The organism is Candidatus Enterococcus myersii (assembly GCF_017316025.1).
Lineage (GTDB): Bacteria > Bacillota > Bacilli > Lactobacillales > Enterococcaceae > Enterococcus_C > Enterococcus_C montenegrensis.
In genome coordinates, this window is sequence record NZ_JAFLVT010000018.1 from 266,218 (window position 1) to 284,001 (window position 17,784).

The 17,784-nt window shown below is 38.2% G+C and carries 25 protein-coding genes; 9 read left to right on the plus strand and 16 right to left on the minus strand.

The genetic code is table 11. The features are described 5' to 3' along the window. Positions 1–125 precede the first annotated feature (125 nt). Genes JZO76_RS12845 through rpsN form a run of 5 tightly spaced genes read right to left on the minus strand, consistent with a single transcriptional unit; the run spans position 126 to position 1,331 of the window. Positions 126–257: a putative metal homeostasis protein gene (locus JZO76_RS12845; protein ID WP_206905247.1), complete on the minus strand. Its 132-nt coding sequence runs from the start codon at positions 255–257 to the stop codon at positions 126–128. Between the two features lie 47 nt (positions 258–304). Further along, a complete protein-coding gene (gene rpmG, locus JZO76_RS12850; RefSeq protein WP_206905249.1) occupies positions 305–454 on the minus strand; it encodes a 50S ribosomal protein L33 in 150 nt (49 codons plus the stop codon). Between the two features lie 11 nt (positions 455–465). Further along, positions 466–843 carry a hypothetical protein gene (locus tag JZO76_RS12855; RefSeq protein WP_206905251.1) on the minus strand — a complete coding sequence of 126 codons (378 nt, stop codon included), beginning with the start codon at positions 841–843 and terminating at the stop codon, positions 466–468. A gap of 13 nt (positions 844–856) precedes the next feature. Beyond that, positions 857–1,030 (minus strand): 50S ribosomal protein L32, encoded by a 174-nt coding sequence (gene rpmF, locus JZO76_RS12860; protein ID WP_206905253.1) that lies wholly within the window; start codon positions 1,028–1,030, stop codon positions 857–859. A gap of 31 nt (positions 1,031–1,061) precedes the next feature. Then, entirely contained in the window at positions 1,062–1,331 is a 270-nt protein-coding gene (gene rpsN, locus JZO76_RS12865; RefSeq protein WP_206905259.1) for a 30S ribosomal protein S14, read from the minus strand. A 280-nt stretch (positions 1,332–1,611) separates the two neighbouring features. Here rpsN and JZO76_RS12870 point away from each other — a divergent pair, with 280 nt between their 5' ends. After that, complete coding sequence (locus JZO76_RS12870) at positions 1,612–2,313, plus strand: C39 family peptidase (protein ID WP_242595884.1); 702 nt, start codon at positions 1,612–1,614, stop codon at positions 2,311–2,313. Between the two features lie 82 nt (positions 2,314–2,395). Here the strand turns inward: JZO76_RS12870 and JZO76_RS12875 are convergent, their stop codons facing one another. Beyond that, positions 2,396–3,178 (minus strand): potassium channel family protein, encoded by a 783-nt coding sequence (locus JZO76_RS12875; protein WP_242595885.1) that lies wholly within the window; start codon positions 3,176–3,178, stop codon positions 2,396–2,398. A gap of 198 nt (positions 3,179–3,376) precedes the next feature. Between JZO76_RS12875 and ald the strand changes: the two genes are divergently transcribed. Together ald and JZO76_RS12885 are read left to right on the plus strand one after the other, a co-directional pair. After that, positions 3,377–4,486, plus strand: coding sequence for an alanine dehydrogenase (gene ald, locus JZO76_RS12880; protein WP_206905260.1), 1,110 nt, complete (start codon positions 3,377–3,379; stop codon positions 4,484–4,486). Positions 4,487–4,531: 45 nt separating this feature from the next. Continuing rightward, positions 4,532–5,056 (plus strand): phosphatase PAP2 family protein, encoded by a 525-nt coding sequence (locus tag JZO76_RS12885; protein ID WP_206905262.1) that lies wholly within the window; start codon positions 4,532–4,534, stop codon positions 5,054–5,056. 263 nt (positions 5,057–5,319) lie between these two features. On the opposite strand, the gene moaA is transcribed toward JZO76_RS12885, so the two are convergent. From moaA to JZO76_RS12900, 3 genes are read right to left on the minus strand one after another with little or no spacing between them, the layout of a single operon-like run. Further along, the gene (gene moaA, locus JZO76_RS12890) at positions 5,320–6,348 is read right to left on the minus strand and encodes a GTP 3',8-cyclase MoaA (protein ID WP_230709299.1); all 1,029 of its coding nucleotides are present in this window, start codon (positions 6,346–6,348) and stop codon (positions 5,320–5,322) included. 1 nt (position 6,349) lies between these two features. Beyond that, positions 6,350–6,592, minus strand: a complete 243-nt coding sequence (locus tag JZO76_RS12895; RefSeq protein ID WP_206905263.1) for a MoaD/ThiS family protein — start codon at positions 6,590–6,592, stop codon at positions 6,350–6,352. After that, the gene (locus tag JZO76_RS12900) at positions 6,589–6,999 is read right to left on the minus strand and encodes a molybdenum cofactor biosynthesis protein MoaE (protein ID WP_206905265.1); all 411 of its coding nucleotides are present in this window, start codon (positions 6,997–6,999) and stop codon (positions 6,589–6,591) included. Before JZO76_RS12900 ends, JZO76_RS12895 begins: the two co-directional genes overlap by 4 nt. Before the next feature lie 171 nt (positions 7,000–7,170). On the opposite strand from JZO76_RS12900, the gene JZO76_RS12905 reads away from it, so the two are divergent. Beyond that, positions 7,171–8,187, plus strand: coding sequence for a HesA/MoeB/ThiF family protein (locus JZO76_RS12905; protein ID WP_206905267.1), 1,017 nt, complete (start codon positions 7,171–7,173; stop codon positions 8,185–8,187). Next, positions 8,177–8,644 (plus strand): MogA/MoaB family molybdenum cofactor biosynthesis protein, encoded by a 468-nt coding sequence (locus tag JZO76_RS12910; protein WP_206905270.1) that lies wholly within the window; start codon positions 8,177–8,179, stop codon positions 8,642–8,644. Before JZO76_RS12905 ends, JZO76_RS12910 begins: the two co-directional genes overlap by 11 nt. Before the next feature lie 118 nt (positions 8,645–8,762). On the opposite strand, the gene moaC is transcribed toward JZO76_RS12910, so the two are convergent. The 3 genes from moaC to JZO76_RS12925 all read right to left on the minus strand — a co-directional run bounded on the left by moaC (position 8,763) and on the right by JZO76_RS12925 (position 10,968). Next, on the minus strand, positions 8,763–9,239 hold the full coding sequence (gene moaC, locus JZO76_RS12915) for a cyclic pyranopterin monophosphate synthase MoaC (RefSeq protein WP_206905374.1): 477 nt from the start codon (positions 9,237–9,239) through the stop codon (positions 8,763–8,765). 254 nt (positions 9,240–9,493) lie between these two features. After that, positions 9,494–9,745 carry a molybdopterin-guanine dinucleotide biosynthesis protein MobB gene (locus JZO76_RS12920; protein ID WP_206905277.1) on the minus strand — a complete coding sequence of 84 codons (252 nt, stop codon included), beginning with the start codon at positions 9,743–9,745 and terminating at the stop codon, positions 9,494–9,496. Further along, positions 9,727–10,968, minus strand: a complete 1,242-nt coding sequence (locus JZO76_RS12925; protein WP_206905280.1) for a molybdenum cofactor synthesis domain-containing protein — start codon at positions 10,966–10,968, stop codon at positions 9,727–9,729. Before JZO76_RS12925 ends, JZO76_RS12920 begins: the two co-directional genes overlap by 19 nt. A 77-nt stretch (positions 10,969–11,045) precedes the next feature. Here JZO76_RS12925 and JZO76_RS12930 point away from each other — a divergent pair, with 77 nt between their 5' ends. From JZO76_RS12930 to JZO76_RS12945, 4 genes are read left to right on the plus strand one after another with little or no spacing between them, the layout of a single operon-like run. Beyond that, positions 11,046–11,597, plus strand: a complete 552-nt coding sequence (locus JZO76_RS12930) for an NTP transferase domain-containing protein (protein ID WP_206905283.1) — start codon at positions 11,046–11,048, stop codon at positions 11,595–11,597. Between the two features lie 9 nt (positions 11,598–11,606). Continuing rightward, the gene (gene modA / locus JZO76_RS12935) at positions 11,607–12,392 is read left to right on the plus strand and encodes a molybdate ABC transporter substrate-binding protein (protein WP_206905286.1); all 786 of its coding nucleotides are present in this window, start codon (positions 11,607–11,609) and stop codon (positions 12,390–12,392) included. Between the two features lie 53 nt (positions 12,393–12,445). Beyond that, entirely contained in the window at positions 12,446–13,105 is a 660-nt protein-coding gene (modB, locus tag JZO76_RS12940) for a molybdate ABC transporter permease subunit (RefSeq protein ID WP_206905296.1), read from the plus strand. Beyond that, a complete protein-coding gene (locus JZO76_RS12945) occupies positions 13,106–13,741 on the plus strand; it encodes an ATP-binding cassette domain-containing protein (RefSeq protein ID WP_206905308.1) in 636 nt (211 codons plus the stop codon). Positions 13,742–13,988: 247 nt separating this feature from the next. Here the strand turns inward: JZO76_RS12945 and JZO76_RS12950 are convergent, their stop codons facing one another. The 4 genes from JZO76_RS12950 to JZO76_RS12965 form a co-directional block, all read right to left on the minus strand. Beyond that, positions 13,989–14,975, minus strand: a complete 987-nt coding sequence (locus JZO76_RS12950) for a TDT family transporter (protein WP_206905311.1) — start codon at positions 14,973–14,975, stop codon at positions 13,989–13,991. 292 nt (positions 14,976–15,267) lie between these two features. After that, complete coding sequence (locus tag JZO76_RS12955; protein ID WP_206905313.1) at positions 15,268–16,500, minus strand: NAD(P)/FAD-dependent oxidoreductase; 1,233 nt, start codon at positions 16,498–16,500, stop codon at positions 15,268–15,270. Continuing rightward, positions 16,500–16,910 carry a 4Fe-4S dicluster domain-containing protein gene (locus tag JZO76_RS12960; protein ID WP_206905375.1) on the minus strand — a complete coding sequence of 137 codons (411 nt, stop codon included), beginning with the start codon at positions 16,908–16,910 and terminating at the stop codon, positions 16,500–16,502. The genes JZO76_RS12955 and JZO76_RS12960 overlap by 1 nt, the downstream gene beginning before the upstream one ends. Positions 16,911–16,913: 3 nt before the next feature. Then, on the minus strand, positions 16,914–17,784 hold an 871-nt coding region (locus JZO76_RS12965), incomplete at its 5' end, for a molybdopterin oxidoreductase family protein (RefSeq protein WP_206905316.1).

Below are 17,784 nucleotides of genomic sequence, written 5' to 3' on the forward strand. Positions count from 1 at the left end.
GAAATCGTTCTTCAAATGTTTTGAAAACTTGTCTTAAAGTAATTTATTCATGTGAAAATTTTATACTTTCTGCCCATAAAAAATGTCTAGCGCAAAAGTCAACCTGACAATTGCGCTAGACATTTTTAATTTACGGCATAATAGGCTCTAATTTTATCGCGTTTGTATTCTTTGATTATTTTTAGCGCCCGTTTACGGGTTTTAATATTGGGGCTTTTCAGCCTGCGATAGGCACTCGCCAAATCTGTTTTTTCCATCATCTTCCTCCTTATTTTTTTTAGCTTAAAAAAACTTAATTTGCTGTCTATTTCACTTCTGTAAATATCACTTTTTGACGTAACTGAGGTGAATATTTTTTTAGCGTTAAGCGTTCGGGGCTGTTACGTTTATTTTTACTCGTTAGATATAAACGTTCTTTTGTTATCGGCGACTCTAAGATAATATTTTGACGCATTTTTTAACCTCCTAGCGCTCTTCTAGATACATTTGTAGCTGCAAAGTTTCATCATAGTCAAAAACGTTGGCAGCTAACGCTTGTAACAATTCATTTTTAAAATCCAAAGTTATTTCCCAAAAACCATCAATTTGTTGGAATAAGTCTGCATCATAGTTTATAAAAATAGGATACAAAGCTAAGAAATCCTCAAAACTCAAATCTTTTTCTTCGTAAAAATCTTTAATCATGCCATTTTCCAACGCACTTTCAGTTGGCATGCCAGTTTGGGTAATCAAGCCAGCAGCCACCATATCTTTATAAATTTGACTTTTTTCAAGTAGAATCCCGTTTTTTTCCTGTTGATAATTAAAGCAGTCTTCCACTAAAGGCGGATAAATAATTTGCAAACTTCTCCCTCCTTTATTTTTCCTCTGCCACATTGCGCCCTTTGTAATATCCTTTTAAAGAAACACGATGAGAACGTCTGTAATCTCCCGTAGCAGCATCAAAAGAAATTTCTGGTCGTTTCAAATTTTGATGGGTTCGTCTAAGCCGTTTTTTCATTTTTGATGTTTTTCGTGCAGGTACTGCCATTTTTCATTCCTCCAAATCACGTGTTTATTTCTTACCAGCTAGCCTTTTTCACGCCCGGAATTAACCCTTTGTGGGCTAATTGGCGGAAATTGATACGGGACATCCCAAATTTACGCATATACGCCCGGGGACGACCATCGATTTGATCGCGGAATTTCAAGCGATTGGGATTGGAGTCTTTTGGTAGTTTGGCTAAAGCAACATAGTCTTTTGCTGCTTTTAATTCCCTACGTTGCACGGCGTATTTCTCAATTAAAGCTTCTTGTCTTTTCGCTTTTGCAATTTTTGATTTTTTTGCCATTTGTCTTACCTCTTTTCGTTTTTCATTATATAAATCGTAATCGTTTCGTTTTGAACTCCATTACATTACCAACTTAAAAAAAATTTGTCAACACTTAAATAACATGAGTTTCAATTCAGATGAATCACCTATCATCTTTTGTACTGACTAAGTCGCTCATTTTATTTGAAAGTATCTTTTTTTAATGACGCTTTCAAACGACTGATAAAATTTAAGGTTTGGTAAATCAGACCCATGACCGATATCTTTTTTTAGAATTTTGCTTTAGAGTAAACCCAGTATGAATCAAAAGCGAGGTGTTTTCATGGCAAAAAAGAAATCCCGCCAACCCCAAATAATTTTTATCGGTTTTTGCATGCTTATTTTAGGTGTAATTTGGCTTTTTTTTATAAACCCTACGCAGGATACTCCATTACAAAGTGCAAGCATTAGTCAAGAGGAGTATAGTCAACAAGCCAATCATACTTTAAAAGGAAATCAGATCCCCACACCTTTGATTTTACAGACAGACGAACGTTGGGCTAATGATACCTATGGTAGTGGCGATAACAATACACTAGCCCAAAACGGCTGTGCAATTTTATCTTTGACAATGGTGCTTTCTTATTTTGAAGGAAAAGAAGCCGTCCCCCAAGATATTTTAAATTGGGCCCAAAATAATTATTTTGTTGCCGGACAAGGAACTGCTTGGCAAATTTTTAGTGATTTTGCTCATCACTACCAACTGCAATATCATGATTTAGGTACTGATTTTCAAAGTGTGCAACACTACTTGAGGCAAAAAATCCCCGTTGTCGTCTCTGTCAAACCGGGTCGTTTTACCGATGTGGGACATATTATGGTACTTGGAGCAGAGGCAGACAATCAAATTTTAGTTTTAGACCCTAATGATACGCCCGCAAAAGCAACTTACAAAGAATTATTTCATCCCCAAGATTTAACAAATGAGGCTGTCCATTATTGGACTTTCACCAAAAGCTAGGCTTTTCTTACTGTCTTAATGAGTATAAAAAATAGCCACTAGCAGTTTAATTAACTTGCTAGCGGCTATTTTTTTAGAGCTTTTATTTTTTTAACATTTTTTCAATCCGATCTAATTGATTCTGTAATAAAATGATTTCCTTTTTCAACTCAGCTAATTCACTATCCTCTTCCACTTGTCGCATGGCTTCGTTTTTATGGCTGAAATAAGAGGTGATTGTTGAGGTCAAGATCCCGATAAAACCAATCCCTAATAGCATCAGAACTGCGGCAATCAATTTACCAGCATCAGTCGTAGGGGCAATGTCTCCATACCCAACTGTGGTAACTGTAACAATTGCATACCACAAAGCGTCTGCAAAAGAGCGATTTTCTGCAATAGAGAATAGTCCGGCTCCAATCACAATAATCCCTAAACTAATATAAAGGACATAAATAAAACCATTGGTATATAAAATACTGCGCTTATTGCGCGACAGCTTCCCAAATAGTCCGATAATTCGGGCAATACGATTAATACGGGCAATTTTGCCAAAATGCGCAAGTCCTAGTACTCCAAAAATGAAATTAAGGGGCAAAATCGCAATCAAATCAAAAATATTCTTTTTGAAAAAAGTTTTTTTAGCTGGATCAACAAGCAAACGCCCACAATAATCAATGGTAAATAAAATCCAAATCAAATAATCAACAACACGAAACGGATTTTCATTAATATTAATGACAGATGCAAAATCTAACAGCATCAAAATAATCCAAATAATGGATAAGGTTAAATTTAAAACGTGATATTCATGATTATACTCGTTCAATTTCTTTTGTAACTTTTTGAGCATTTCATCACCTCTTGTCTTTTCTATTCTAGCCATCGTTTTACTTTCTCACAAGAATTTTGTCGCTTTTTTCCATAATTTTGAAAAGTTTCTTTGTAATCGTTTCCCATTCCTCTATACTAGAAAGTAAGAAAAGGCCGTTTTATTTCATATTTTGGTTATAAAATTTTGCTACACAGGATTCGTTTTGCTTTTTCGTAAGCCAAAAGTTCAAAAAATAAAGGAGTGATGTAGATGCGAATCGGAATTGCCAAAGAAATTAAAAATCATGAAAATCGGGTGGCACTACCCCCAAGTGGTGTCTTAGAGCTCGTGAAAGCTGGCCACACTGTCTTAGTAGAAAGCGAAGCTGGCTTGGGTTCTGGTATTGCTGATGTGGCGTATCAAAAAGTTGGCGCACTTTTGACCGATGCTGCCGAGGTTTGGAACTGCGACATGGTGATGAAAGTAAAAGAACCACAGCCAAGTGAGTATCAGTATTTTAGAGCAGGGCTAGTTTTATTTACTTACCTCCATTTAGCTGCCAATAAAGAATTAACACTTGAATTGATGAAAAGCGGTGTTACTGCGATTGCTTATGAGAATGTTCAATTAGCAGATGGTAGTCTACCACTACTTTCTCCGATGAGTGAAATTGCAGGTAGAATGGCCGCACAAATTGGGGCACAATATTTACAGCGAACATTTGGTGGTAAGGGAATTTTACTTGCGGGTGTTCCAGGTGTCCGCCAAGGTAATGTCGTCATTATTGGTGGTGGCGTTTCAGGATATAACGCGGCACGTTTAGCACTTGGTTTGGGAGCACGAGTGACGATTTTAGATGTAAATATCAATCGTTTAAAAGAATTGGATGATATTTTTAACGGACAAGTTCAAACTCTAATTTCCAATGAACTGAATATTCGTAATTCGTTAAAAACAGCTGATTTAGTCATCGGTGCTGTCTTACTTCCTGGTCACAAAGCTCCAGTTTTGGTGACAGAAGAAATGGTAGCCGCAATGCCCAATGAATCTGTTATCGTTGACATTGCCATTGATCAAGGCGGAATTTTTGCTACTGGTAGTAAAGTAACCACTCACAAAGATCCGACTTATATTGCGTCAGGCGTTATTCATTACGCTGTTGCCAACATGCCTGGAGCTGTACCTCAAACTTCAACTCATGCCCTAAGCAATGCTACATTGCCTTACGCAAAATTATTAGCAACAACTAATTTAGAAGATTTATTACAATATAACGATGCCTTATATCATGGGGTCAATACGTATAAAGGGCAATTAACCCTGCAGGCTGTTGCAGAAGATTTGGATTTACCCCATACAGAATTGTCCGCGCTAATTTAAAAAGGAAAGATTTGTTTTTTAGTTAATACGATTATTTATTAAAAAATGTTCTGTCAAAAAATAGCTAAAGAAAATAAAATGAGAAAAAAAGTAGTCAGCCTGCGGCGTCCAGCTATAAATAAAGTGATGTTCTTTTTTACCCAGTTGGGGCGCTTTTCCGGCGTCGTGGTGGTGATGATTGCATTGGCGCTGATCCCTGGATTCTGGTGGAAAGTAGTCCGGCCGGCGGGAATTGCCTTAACGATTAGCTGGTGGCTGGCATTTGCCATGAAGCGGGGAATGAAACGACCACGACCAGAGGGAAAGCGACTAACCGAGGAGACAGACCATAGCTTTCCCAGTTTCCACGCTACCTGTTCGGCGGCGCTATACCTCAGCTTAGCATTGGGCAGCTGGGCTCTTTATCCGCAACTAGCCTTCTTATTGGTTGCAGCAGCCGTGACAATCGCCGGGCTGATTGGATTTTCCCGTATCTATTTGGGCGTCCATTTTCTGACAGATGTTCTAGGAGGCTGGCTCTTTGGTAGCGGAGTTACCCTATTAGTGTGGGCAGTACTGGCACATGTGTAGAAGATGCGCCAAAAAAATTACAACAGCTTTTTTATAAGCTATTTTTTTTCGATGTTTATGGTGCTTTAGATCTATTTAGGCTATAGCGCTATTACCTTTTCAAAAATCCTTGTGCATTTTATTTGCGTTTTTAGTATAGTTTTTAGAAATACCGATAATGAGTTATTATCCCAGTAAATTTTAAAGCACCATAAAAAACGACCTTTGTAAGGTTAGTCTAAGAACTAAACTTTACAAAGGTCGTTTTCTTACTTTTATTTTCCTTATCCACCAATTTGACTCATGTGTCGCCAAGTAGGTTGTCGCTCTTTTACTTTTTCTTGTTCATCTAATGCCATTTGATGATTTTCTGGCTTATCGTTTAAAGCCGTAACCACAGCTGCTTCAAAAGCCGCCGCGTCATCTAGTTTGTTACGCAAATTAATTTCATCTGCCCAATAAAGGCAAGATTTTAAACAACCATCTGCTGTAACTCGCAGGCGATTGCAACTTTCACAAAATTGACAACTTACAGGGTGGATTAAACCAAAAGATCCCTTTGCGCCTTTAATTTGATAATTCTCTGAAGGGCCATTACCGGACAATGTCATTTTTTCATATGCCCAACCTTCAGTCTGACAAATTGTAAAGACTTCTTTTACCCCGGCATAGCCTTGCGTCCAATTCTTTTTTTGACTGGCAATTGGCATAAATTCAATAAAGCGTACATTAACCGGCTGAGTTATCGTATAACGCAAAAAATCCCTCAATTCCGTTTGATTCTGTCCATTTATGACAACTGTATTTAGTTTAATAGCTTTAAAGCCTTGCTGACTAGCAGCATCAATTCCTGCAAGCACTTTTTCTAATTTGCCACCCCGCGTCATCTGGTGATACTTTTTAGCATCAAAAGTATCTAAACTGATATTTAACCGATCAACCCCTGCTTTTTTTAAATCAGCAGCCATTCTTGGTAAAGCCAGCCCATTTGTCGTCACTGATAAATCTTCAATCTCGTCAATTGCCTTAATTCCTGCCGCAATTTCCAGTATATCTTTGCGTAATAAAGGCTCGCCACCCGTTAAACGCACTTTTTTGATGCCCATTTTGGCGAAGTGTTTTACTAAAGTAATAATTTCAGTAGCGCTTAAAACTTTTTCGTGGGGAAAAAATGGTAGCCCTTCTTCTGGCATACAGTACACACAACGTAAATTACAGCGGTCCGTAATCGAAAGACGTAAATAATCATGCTGGCGGCCAAAACGATCCTGTAAAGTTTTTTCTTGTTTTTTTATAAGCATTGCATTTGTCATGTTAACCTCCACTTACAGGTGGAATTAACGCTACTTCATCTGTCTTAGTCAAAGAGATTGTTTCATCTTGCACAAAATTTTGATTTACTGCCACACTACAAGTTTCAATTTCAGCAGCATAATTCGGGTAAGTCTTGGCTACAATTGCCAATAAATCTTCTTTTTTTATTTCTGTTGGTAGTGCTACGCTAATTTCCGGCGCAATCGCTTCAGCCAAATAAGCAAATAATTTAATGGGTATCATTGGCTTAAACCTCCCCAGCGGACTTTATCTGTATCGTATTCTTTTTTCCAAATTGGAACATTTCTTTTCAAATGATCAATTAAATATTCACAGCCTACAAAAGCATCTTTACGATGGGGACAAGCCACCCCGATAAATACCGCTTCTTCGCCAATTTTCAATTCTCCTAAACGGTGAACCAAAACGACTTTTGCGCCTTTTGCTTCGACTTTAGTCGCTAAATTTAAAAGTTCTTTTTCTGCCATTTCTTCATAGGCTGTATAGCCGATCCCTTTTGTTTGGATTGCACCGGTCCACTCGCGAATGACACCCGCAAAAGTAACGATGCCACCATATCGGGGATCTTTTAATTGATTATAATAAAAGGCAACATCAATTGGTTCTGTCTGTAATTTAACAAGCGCCATAACGTTTCCTCGCTTTCTAATTTGTGAGATACTGAACGTATTGTAATGCTTTTCGATAAAAAAAGAAATAAGTGCACTCCCCAATTCCCTTTTTTTTATTCTTATGTTATGTTAACGTGAGAATTTTTGTCTTTTTAGCTACTACTATCGCTATTTTTTAAGGAGGTTGTCATGGAACGATACGATCGTCAAATCCGAGTCAAAAAAATTGGCCCCTGCGGTCAAGAAAAAATTGCCCAAGTCCACGTTTTAATCGTTGGCTGCGGAGCACTTGGCAGTTATACAGCAGAACAGCTGCTGCGCATGGGGATTAAAAAAATGACTTTACTGGATTTTGACTATGTGGAGTTAAGTAATTTACAACGGCAAACCCTTTTTACCGAAGCTGATGCCACAAATAACGTTGCCAAAGTCGAAGCTGCAAAAAATGCTTTAAGTAAAATTGATAGCAGCGCGAAGATTTTTGCTTATAAAGAAAGTTTCAGCGATTACATTTTGCAAGAAGAAAGTTGCCCTGATTTAATCTTAGATTGCTCTGACAACTATCAGGTTCGTGAAGAAATCAATAACTATTGTCACTACTATAAAATTCCTTTTGTTTTTGCTGCGCTGGCGGCCACAAGTGGACAGGTGATGGCTATAAATCCTGTCGATGCCCCTTGTTTAGGTTGTGCATTGCCACAATTAGACGCTCTTATTCAAAAAGATTGTGATTTATTAGGCGTCATAACACCTTTAGTGCCAATGATTAGTAGTTACCAGGTCAGTCTGGCTTTAAAAATCATCACAAATCCAAAAGAAGTTATCTGGGATGAAATGCTTTATATCGATGCTTGGTCTTACCAGTTACAAAATTTTAAAGTAAAAAAACAAGCTCATTGTAAATACTGCCAAAAAACAGAATTAAAAAACGCTCCCCAAAATTTTATGATAAAAAAAATGTGCGGTCAAAATGTCTTTTCCACTCAAATACCCGCAGCTACTTTCTTTCTAATTGATCACTTTTGTCAAAAACAGCAGTTGCCATTAAAGAAAAATCCTTTAGCCGCTCGCTTTACTTGGGATGACTATGAGTTCACATTATTTCCCAATGGCCGTCTTCATTTTTATGGCTTTACCTCTAGCAAGTCGATTCAACCGTATTTAGACAATCTTGTAAAAGGAGCTTTAATTGCCCATGAAAGTTAATGTAAGTATCCTCACCGTTAGCGATACCCGTAGTCTGGCAGATGATTTTTCCGGTCAGCTGATTTTTGAATTGTTAACAAAAAAGAATTTCAATCCATCCCGACATATTATCGTTAAAGATGATTGCGCTGCAATTACCCATGGGGTCGGCTCACTGGTGGCTAATAGCGACGCAATTATTTTAAATGGCGGTACCGGTATCGCCAAACGTGATGTCACCTTTGAAGCCATCACACCACTTCTAGTGCAGGAAATACCGGGCTTTGGGGAATTATTTCGTTATCTTAGCTTTAAAGAAATTGGCAGCCACGCCCTTGCTTCTCGCGCTTTAGCGGGTTTTACCCAAGATGATACTTTGCTTTTTTGTTTACCTGGTTCCACGAAGGCTTGTCAGTTAGGCATGGAAAAACTCATCTTGCCAGAATTAGTCCATCTATTAAAAGAGCGCCGAAAATAAGTGCTACTCATTTTTTATGATGAATAAAAAACACCCCAAATGAACTGCAACTTGTACTTTTTACGTTGCATTGTTCATTTGGGATTATTTATTTCTTCTTTAAAAAACTAAGTGTTGCTTATTGCTTGGTGTAATGCCCACTTTTACCACCAATTTTTTCTACCAAGTGACAGTCAGTAATCACCATGCCCTTATCCATTGCTTTACACATGTCGTAAACTGTTAATGCTGTAATTTGACACGCCGTTAATGCTTCCATCTCTACACCTGTCTGCCCATTTACTTTGACTGTTGCCTGAATAGTCAACGTATCAACTTCATTATCGGTAAATAATATATCCACGCCACTTAGAAGTAGCAAATGACACATCGGAATTAATTCACTCGTTTTTTTTGCTGCCATAATACCTGCTACTTGGGCGACAGCTAACACATCCCCTTTTTTTACTTGGCCTGCTTTAATCCGTTGTAACGTCTCTTTGGTCATTTTTACTGTCGCTTGTGCCGTTGCCATCCGGTAATTTACCTTTTTGTCGGTGACATCTACCATTTTTGCCCGCTCTTGTTCATTGAAATGCGTTAATTCATTGTTCATTTGTCTTTGCTCCTGTTCTTTGACCCAGTTTTCAAACCAAGTCTGGCTTTTCTCCTTAGAGGTTAAATCTATTAATTTTGCACCTCTATTTTCAGGAAAAATCGTCCCCACATAATCAAAGGGACCAAATTTTGAAAAATCAGCAACTTCATCTTGTGGACGCAACAACAATAATTTGGGATATTTTTCCCATTTGAAACCCTCTATTAAAACCAAATCTGTTTGTGGTCGGACAAAATCATTGATTTCAGTCGCTAACAAAACTTTTTTTCAGGCTGACGTACTTCATGCCAAAAAAAACCACCGTCTTGCTGCATTCCTACTTGATCTGCTCCCGCCTCACTAAAGCGCGCCGTATCTGTACCTGCTACATCCATTGCCACACTATGATGGGTATGTTTAAACGCGGCTGTTTTTAAGCCTAACTGTTGACTTGCTTGAATGAAATTGATCATAGTTGTGGTCTTGCCACTTTTTTTCTTGCCAATTATTTGTAAGGTAAGCACCAAACTTCTACCTCCGTTCCTGCAGTTACAACTGTATCATGGGGAATTTTAAAAAAGCAGGTTGTCAAATGCAAGTTTCCTAAGGCGCTGGATTGATCGCTGCCGACTAATGAGACCACTTTGCCGGTCGCAGTTTCTTCCCACGTTCCCCGTAAATAACGATCAAAACTATTTGGCTTTTGATAATCATGCGCCAATTTCATCTTCGTAATTTTAATTTCAGTGGAATTTCCTTGCATATTTTGCAATAAACTCTCAAATAATAAATAAAAGCCAGTAAAACAGGCTCCTGGATTACCTGAAAGTGCCATGACTAGCGTTTTTTCATAGACAAACGCCGTAGTGGGACTACCTGGTCGCATGGCAAGTTTATTAAACAATAGTTGCCCACTTTCTTTGGCCGCAACTGCAAGGAAATCAAAATCCCCCACGGAAACACCACCGGTAGTCAAAATTAGATCGGCTTTTTTAGCTAAGTCGTCTAGCTTTTCTTCAAGACTTTTTATATCATCAGCAATTTGCCCACAATAGACGACTTTTCCACCATTTTCTTTTACTAAGGCTTCCAATAAAGGCCCATTCGAATTGTAAATTTTTCCAGCAACAGGCGCATCTTTTGGCTGTAACAATTCTGTCCCGGTCGCTAGAATTGCTACTTTTGGCCGCTTATAAACCAAGCAAGTCGCAAAACCAAAGGCTGACATCAAACTAATTGCCCCCGCATTAATGAGCGTTCCTTTTGTCAGTAAAACTGCCCCTTTTTCAAATTCTTCTCCAATTGGGGTTATATTATCATTACGGCTACCTGCTTTGATCACAACTTTTCCGTCAGCTAACATATGGGTGTTTTCCAGCATAATAACTTTTGCAACTTCATCAGGAACTTTTGCTCCGGTCATAATTCGGATCGTTTCTTTTGGCTGTAATTTTTTTTTCAGCTCAGATCCGGCTGGCACTTCAGCAGCAAGTGTTAAGGTAATCGGATAATCGCGATCATCTTCAGCTAAAATACCATAGCCATCATAACCCGAACGGCGAAAAGCCGGTTGTGGAAAAGGGGCTATTATATCTTGGGCTAAAATATATCCCAACGTTTCTTCGACTTGTTTTTCTTGTGTTATTTTTTTGGGTGCCACTGCTGCTAATCTTTCTTTTGCTTGTGCCAATGTAATAACATCTCGATTTAAATACATATCTTCACCTTCGCTTGCGTATTTTTTCACATATAGGGAACTCCCTAGCTGTTCTGACTTCTGCCCTATGATAAACTAACGAAGAGTTTTTGGCAAAGGGGGATTTTATGACAATTGGAATTATTTTGGCCGGTGGTCACTCCAGTCGTTTTGGTAGCGATAAGGCGTTATATTTTGATGCACTTTATAAAGAGTACTGGGTTTGTTTGGCCTATCAAAAACTTGCAGCACTGACAGATACTGTTTTTATTTGCGGCAATGCTAATAATCAGCAAGCGCTAAAAAACATATTGCCAAAATCTGCGATCGTGCTGACAGACTGTCTTCCATTTATTGACTGCGGCCCCTTAAGCGCACTTTATGCGGCGGCAAGTCAAAATCAGTGTGGGACTACCAGACAAGACTATTTGATCCTCGCCGTAGATTATCCTGATATTAGCCAAGATAGTTTGTCTGCGCTTCTTTCAAAACGTAATTGCTACTTACAAGATGCTAACCAGAAGAATCACTACACGGTAGCCCATTTGTCTTTTTGTAAAGATGACCTGACGTACTTTTTAACAAAAAGCCAACGAATGAAAAATTTTTTAGCTTATCTTTTAGCCATCCCAATTTTTGCCGATCAAAACGTGGTAAATCAAAATACATTATCGAAATGAGCGCTTAACATGAAAAAAATCGTCTTACTTGTCCCTTTATTTCTGCTAACGTTAGGTACTGCTGGCTGCACTAAAAAAGAAGCTGCCCAAACACCTTCTCCGCAACCAGAAGTGACCCTTCACTATTCAGCAGCAGCGAGCTTAAAAGATGCCTTAGGTGAAATTGAAAAAAATTACGAAAAGGCCAATCCCTCCATTCATTTAGATATTGATTATGGTGGTTCTGGTGCAATTCGTGAAAAAGTTGTCGCTGGCGCCCCCATTGATGGTGTTTTATTGGCAAGTAAAGCCGATACAGATAAATTAATTGAAGCTGGCAAATTGGAAGCTGAAAATAAGTTGTTAGAAAATACTTTGGTAATCGTCAAAAACAAACAAGACGATCGCAAGAAAGCTGATCTAGCAACTATTGTAGCTGATGTAAAAAAAATCGCCATCGGTAACCCAGAAACCGTTCCAGCTGGACAATATGCAAAACAAAGCTTGGAAAAAGCGGTCTTATATAATGCCGTCAAAGAGCACCTTGTTATGGCCAGTGATGTACGCCAGGTATTAGCCTATGTTGAAGCAGGCAATGCAGAGGTTGGTTTTGTCTACAAGACAGATGCCCTTACCAGTGATAAAGTTGCCGTTTTGGCAGATGTGGAAAATGATTTGCACGAAGATATTTTATACTATACTGGCGTTGTAAAAGACAGCAAAAATAAAGCGGCAGTCACAAAATTCAATACCTACTTAGGCAAATCAGAAAGTCAAACAGTTTTAGAAAAATATGGCTTTACTATGGCGCAATAAGAATAATATACCCTTACAATTGCGCGTAACTACGAGAAAAGGAGTTGAACTATTTGCTAAGCCCACTCCTGCATTCCCTGATTGTGGCGACAGTTGCGACAATTATCGCCTTTTTAATTGCATTACCCTTTGCCTATTGGGATGTTTATTATCCTTATCGCGGCAAAAAAATTGTCGAAATTATTTTTTTACTTCCCTTGGTCTTACCCCCAACGATTGTTGGATTTTATTTATTACAGTTATTTGGCCGTTATGGCGTTTTAGGCCAGTTATTGGAACAAGTTAATTTCTCATTAATTTTCACTTTACAAGGTGCCACTTTGGCTACTGTCATCGTGATTTTACCGTTAATATTTCAAGGATTAAAAGGAGCCTTTGCGGCCGTTCCTAAAAACTTGATTGCCGTTGCCAAAACGCTGTCAGCAAATCGGCGTGAAGTCTTGTGGCGCGTTATTTTGCCCAACTGTTGGCACAGCCTGGTTGCAAGTATTATCCTAGCTTTTTGCCGGGGCTTAGGAGAATTTGGCGCTAGTTTAATGGTCGCAGGTTTCATCGAAGGTAAAACAGATACCCTTGCTACCGCCATTTATTTTGCTGTCCAACAAGGAAATCAAAACTTAGCCTATACGTTAAGTTTTATTAACGTGGTTATCGGGATTATTTTACTGCTTTTCATTCAACTACTTACCTATTATCAAAAAAGGAGCTTTTAGATGAGTTTAAAACTACAAATTAAAACCCAACTAACTCCTAAAAATCTAACTTTTCATTATGATTTTTTTGCTCCGGTAACGGGACTTAGCGGTCCTTCCGGCGTGGGCAAAACAACTATTTTAAACGCCATTGCCGGGCTTATTACAGCCGATGATTGCAAACTTACGTTTAACGATGTAACGTGGGAAGATACCCGTAAAAACTTTTCATTACCCACCAATCAACGAAATTTAGCCTATGTGATGCAAGATGTAGCTTTATTTCCTAATTTAAATGTCACAGAGAATATTCTATTTAGTCAAAAAACAGCTGTGAAGAAAAAACAAACACCCCCTGCTAGTGACTACTTAAGCTTTTTATCTACCCGTTTGAATATCACAAGTCTTTTAAAGCAGCCCATCTACAAACTTTCCGGCGGACAAAAACAACGAGTTGCTTTGGCACGTGCCTTGTATAGTCGCCCCCAATTATTACTGTTAGATGAACCCTTTAATGGCTTAGATGATGAAATGAGGCAAGAGGCTATCACATTAACCAAAGAGCTTTTAGCAACTGAAAAAATCCCAGCCATTATCGTCAGCCACCATCGTGATGAATTAGAAGCCATGGCTGATGAAATTGTCCGGGTAAAATAAAACTTATCCTTGTATCCTATAAAAAAACTGTTATAGTAAAATTACCTTGGCAGGGGCGTTTATGCTCACAGACACAAAGAATCTTTCTTTGTGTCTTTTTTTTGCACTAATTGCCAGCAAGCGAATTTGTAAAGCCAGACATTGTTAAAACTACTACTATTCTAATTTTTTTGTAAATACTCACATTTTCTTTTACGATAAAAAAAGAGCTGGAGATTTATCACAGCTCTTATCATCTTTATTCTATTTATTCGACAACTTCAACTTCTTCAATACTTACTTTTGTAACAGGCTTTTTAACAGTTGCCAATACAAAATTGTGGGTAAAGTGATACACCACATACCCAATAACTAACGTGATCAAAAATAATTTTGCACCAAAAACTTGATTGAAAAAATTCCCTGGCGCTGTATGTCCCACATTGATTAAAAAACGTGCCGTATTCAATGTCGCAATTAAGCTGATGGCCATCGGGAAAGTTAGAGCAGCAAAGGTGCCATCAAATGGTCGATTCACAAAATTTGGCAGACTTTTTAAGATATATAAGAAAATCAAACAAATTAACGCATATAAAAACGTTACAAGCATCATGTTTGGTTGTGCCGTTAAGTTAAAATAGCTAACCAAACACAGGCTAGGTGGTGCTAAAAAGATAGTTTTCATTAATTCTGTTTGGCTTGCCATGCCCAATTTCAAAATACGGATAAACATGGCCGGCACCAAAATAGCAGAAATTACAAAACCATAGCCCAGTAAAGCTTTTAAAATAATCGGATTTCCATAAGCTGTTCCCACCACCACTGGGACTAAAATTCCCACGTAGGTAACAAACCAAGAAGGTAAAAATGTTTTAAGATTAAATTCTCTGATTACATTGCGCCAGGTGAAAAACAAAATATGAGCTGCGTGTACTACCACTGCCACATACCACATACCAATACCCAAAATTGGCAAGTAAGGATAGATATAACTGGATAAAATTGCCGTTAACATCATTACCGCAGCGTATAAACTGCCGGGGACAACTTGTGTATATTCTTTTTTAAAGGTATCAAAATGCAATACAATTTTGCTGATTGTTAAAACCCACACGATTAGTGCAAACCACATAACAAGATGGCGGATACCACTAAAACCAATGGCATTAAAAGCATTGGCTAATGTACATAAACCTACTGTGGTAGCCACCGCGCCTACCGGTAGTTTATCAGATCCTTGAATCATTTTTTTCATAACTTCACGCTCCTATTGGATTAATAAAAAACTATTTTCACGGAAAAATCCGCTGTGTTATTTGTTAAAAAGTGAGCAAGTAATGCTAGTAGCTTAAAGGTATGCTTACTACTTTTGAATGAAGCTGAAATCATGTGAAGTTTCCACATTCAAATTTCCATGATCTCAGCTTCATACTCTGATAGCATCAAACTAGAAGTATTCCGCTATTTAAAAATAACCTTATTTCTACCTAATCAGATGCTAGCTCTACACTTGTCATAGCCTTAAAGTACAATGTCCACCTAAATTTTTAATCTGTACAAAAACCAAATTCAAAGTTTTCCGTCATATTAAAGAAATCCGAATAATTAATGTCAAACACACACTTTTTTAATTTATCAATCCGAATTTGCTCTTTGACCAATTGCGTCAAAATACCGCTGTAAGATAGATCTCCTTGAATAACTGCTCCTGTAATAATTCCATCTTTATGAATAATTTTTTTATATTGACCAGGGCTTTCCCTTATTTCAACTTGGTAAGTATCATCCGCAGGAATTGGCGAGCCTAGGGACATGGTCTGGATTTTTAAGAAAGTCATAGTTGACTTACTGGCAAAAAAGTCTGTCAATACACGTTTTTGTCCCACCATATTACTTGCGGCAATAATTCCTTCTTTAACTGCTGCGGGCCAGATTGGATTTTTTCCGGATACATCACCGGCACCATAAACATTAGCAACATTTGTTTCCCCTAATGGATTAAACAACATGCCAAAACGATCCGTTTCAACGGGTGTACCTTCTAAAAATTGTACATTGGAACGAACACCTGTAGCGACAATCAATAGATCACAGGGAATTGTTGTCCCATCTGATAGGGCTAATTCTTTGACCTTGCCTGTTTCATCCATTAAAACTTCTTGAACGGCGGTATTATACCGTTGTTTCACGCCATATGCTGCAAAGGCATCCTGATATCTTTGCGAAGCTTTATGGTCCAATTGAATTGGTAATAAGCGATCACCGAACTCGACTAAAGTTAAATCCTTGCCGTAATGAAGCAGACCTTCGACTGCATCAATCCCAACAAGACCCGCCCCCATGACAACAATGTTCTCTACTTGTGGCAATTTTTCTTTAATAAAAATGGCGTCGTCTAAATTCCGCAGTCCAATTACATTAGCGGCGTCTTTAATATTTTTAACCGGTGGAAAAAATGTCGAAGCACCTGTTGCAAGTAAAACTTTATCGTACACAACTTTTTTACCATCAGATAAAGTTAATACTTGTGTACTTGTATCAATGGCAGTTAAGGAAACGCCTTTTAGCCAACGAATATTATTCTTTTCAATAAAATTGGCGTCAGTAAAATTCAATTGCGAAACATCTCGTGAACCTTCCAAATAGTGATGCAATATACAACGAAAGTGAATGGCTTCGTCTTTTGAAATCAACGTTAAATTATCATTTGGCGCTAGCTTAGCCAATGTTTTTAAAGCATTAATCCCAGCAGCAGAAGCACCAACTACAACGTATTCCATTATTTAACCTCCTCTAGTGTAATTGCCTGCATTGGACACTTTTCTACACATTGTGGTGTCTTGCTTGGATGATCCAAACACATATCACATTTCATAATAACCTTGTGCTGCAGTCGATCGGCTTTTAATACCCCATAAGGGCAAGCCATGACACACATATAACAACTCGCACATTTGTCTTTATCATATAAAACATATCCCGTTTCGTAATCTTTATACATTGCACCTGTCATGCAAGTATACACACATTCAGGTAAATCACAGTGGCGACAAAAAATGGGAGAATTCACCCCTTCATCACTGACGACAACGCGATTACGAGGATCTTCCCCGTTGTGAGCCACAGAACAAGCGGTGACACAAGTTAAACAGCTGATACATTTATTACGATCAATCTTGATTCGTTTCATTTTTTAAACAGACTCCTTTTCAACCTTGTCGATACGCACTGGCGTGGATTTATAAGACGGTTCTTTTGAATACGCGTCATAAACCGATGGCGTCAACCGATTGACTTCAATATAATGCATCGGGGCATACAATTCATTTTCATTTACAAATTGCGAAACAATAACTTCAAATTTTTCGCTGTGGCCATTCATAGAAGATACATAAACGATATCTTTATTTTTTACATTTAGATCGCTAGCTTTTTGCGGATGCATTAAAACATAAGCCATTCTTTCCACGGCATCTTGCACTTCTAAAATCTCACGGGTTCTCGTTTGCGTGTGCCACTGCCCAACCGTTCCACGCCCGGTATTTAAAAGTAATGGAAATTCATCACATAAAGCAACAGGGTTTTCAACTGGTGCTTCAAAGACAAAATTGGCCTTTTTCGTTGGCGTATAATATTGACCATCTTCATATAAACGGCGTTCATCTGGGGTATTACTTTTTTTATGTGCTGGTGTGTAGGGCCATTGCACTCCTTTAGAATTTTCTAATTCTGCGTAGGTCACACCGGTAAAATCACAGGGCATATTAGCCGAACATTTTGCCATTAAATTGAAAGCTTTCGCCGGCGTTTCCCAACCATGCAATAGATTTTCTGTCTCCATCCCCAAAGCTTGACCCATTTGATAAAAGACTTGATAATCTGTTTTTTCATTTTCACCTAAAGTTAAAGCCGGGCGCATTGGAGATAGTCTGCGCTCTGTATTAATTAGCGTACCTTCTTTTTTTGTTCCGGGTACGACTGGGAAATAAACATCCGCACTAGCTGAAGTTTTAGTGTCATCATAAATATCTTGAACGATTAATAATTCGTCGATTGTAAAATTA

Excerpts from the sequence above, each read along its gene's own strand:
- JZO76_RS12845 (WP_206905247.1), bottom strand. The coding sequence starts at position 257 with ATGGAAAAAACAGATTTGGCGAGTGCCTATCGCAGGCTGAAAAGCCCC.
- rpmG (WP_206905249.1), bottom strand. The coding sequence starts at position 454 with ATGCGTCAAAATATTATCTTAGAGTCGCCGATAACAAAAGAACGTTTA.
- rpmF (WP_206905253.1), bottom strand. The coding sequence starts at position 1,030 with ATGGCAGTACCTGCACGAAAAACATCAAAAATGAAAAAACGGCTTAGA.
- rpsN (WP_206905259.1), bottom strand. The coding sequence starts at position 1,331 with ATGGCAAAAAAATCAAAAATTGCAAAAGCGAAAAGACAAGAAGCTTTA.
- JZO76_RS12870 (WP_242595884.1), top strand. The coding sequence starts at position 1,612 with ATGAATCAAAAGCGAGGTGTTTTCATGGCAAAAAAGAAATCCCGCCAA.
- JZO76_RS12875 (WP_242595885.1), bottom strand. The coding sequence starts at position 3,178 with ATGGCTAGAATAGAAAAGACAAGAGGTGATGAAATGCTCAAAAAGTTA.
- ald (WP_206905260.1), top strand. The coding sequence starts at position 3,377 with ATGCGAATCGGAATTGCCAAAGAAATTAAAAATCATGAAAATCGGGTG.
- JZO76_RS12885 (WP_206905262.1), top strand. The coding sequence starts at position 4,532 with ATGTTCTGTCAAAAAATAGCTAAAGAAAATAAAATGAGAAAAAAAGTA.
- moaA (WP_230709299.1), bottom strand. The coding sequence starts at position 6,348 with ATGACAAATGCAATGCTTATAAAAAAACAAGAAAAAACTTTACAGGAT.
- JZO76_RS12895 (WP_206905263.1), bottom strand. The coding sequence starts at position 6,592 with ATGATACCCATTAAATTATTTGCTTATTTGGCTGAAGCGATTGCGCCG.
- JZO76_RS12900 (WP_206905265.1), bottom strand. The coding sequence starts at position 6,999 with ATGGCGCTTGTTAAATTACAGACAGAACCAATTGATGTTGCCTTTTAT.
- JZO76_RS12905 (WP_206905267.1), top strand. The coding sequence starts at position 7,171 with ATGGAACGATACGATCGTCAAATCCGAGTCAAAAAAATTGGCCCCTGC.
- JZO76_RS12910 (WP_206905270.1), top strand. The coding sequence starts at position 8,177 with ATGAAAGTTAATGTAAGTATCCTCACCGTTAGCGATACCCGTAGTCTG.
- moaC (WP_206905374.1), bottom strand. The coding sequence starts at position 9,239 with ATGAACAATGAATTAACGCATTTCAATGAACAAGAGCGGGCAAAAATG.
- JZO76_RS12930 (WP_206905283.1), top strand. The coding sequence starts at position 11,046 with ATGACAATTGGAATTATTTTGGCCGGTGGTCACTCCAGTCGTTTTGGT.
- modA (WP_206905286.1), top strand. The coding sequence starts at position 11,607 with ATGAAAAAAATCGTCTTACTTGTCCCTTTATTTCTGCTAACGTTAGGT.
- JZO76_RS12945 (WP_206905308.1), top strand. The coding sequence starts at position 13,106 with ATGAGTTTAAAACTACAAATTAAAACCCAACTAACTCCTAAAAATCTA.
- JZO76_RS12950 (WP_206905311.1), bottom strand. The coding sequence starts at position 14,975 with ATGAAAAAAATGATTCAAGGATCTGATAAACTACCGGTAGGCGCGGTG.
- JZO76_RS12955 (WP_206905313.1), bottom strand. The coding sequence starts at position 16,500 with ATGGAATACGTTGTAGTTGGTGCTTCTGCTGCTGGGATTAATGCTTTA.
- JZO76_RS12960 (WP_206905375.1), bottom strand. The coding sequence starts at position 16,910 with ATGAAACGAATCAAGATTGATCGTAATAAATGTATCAGCTGTTTAACT.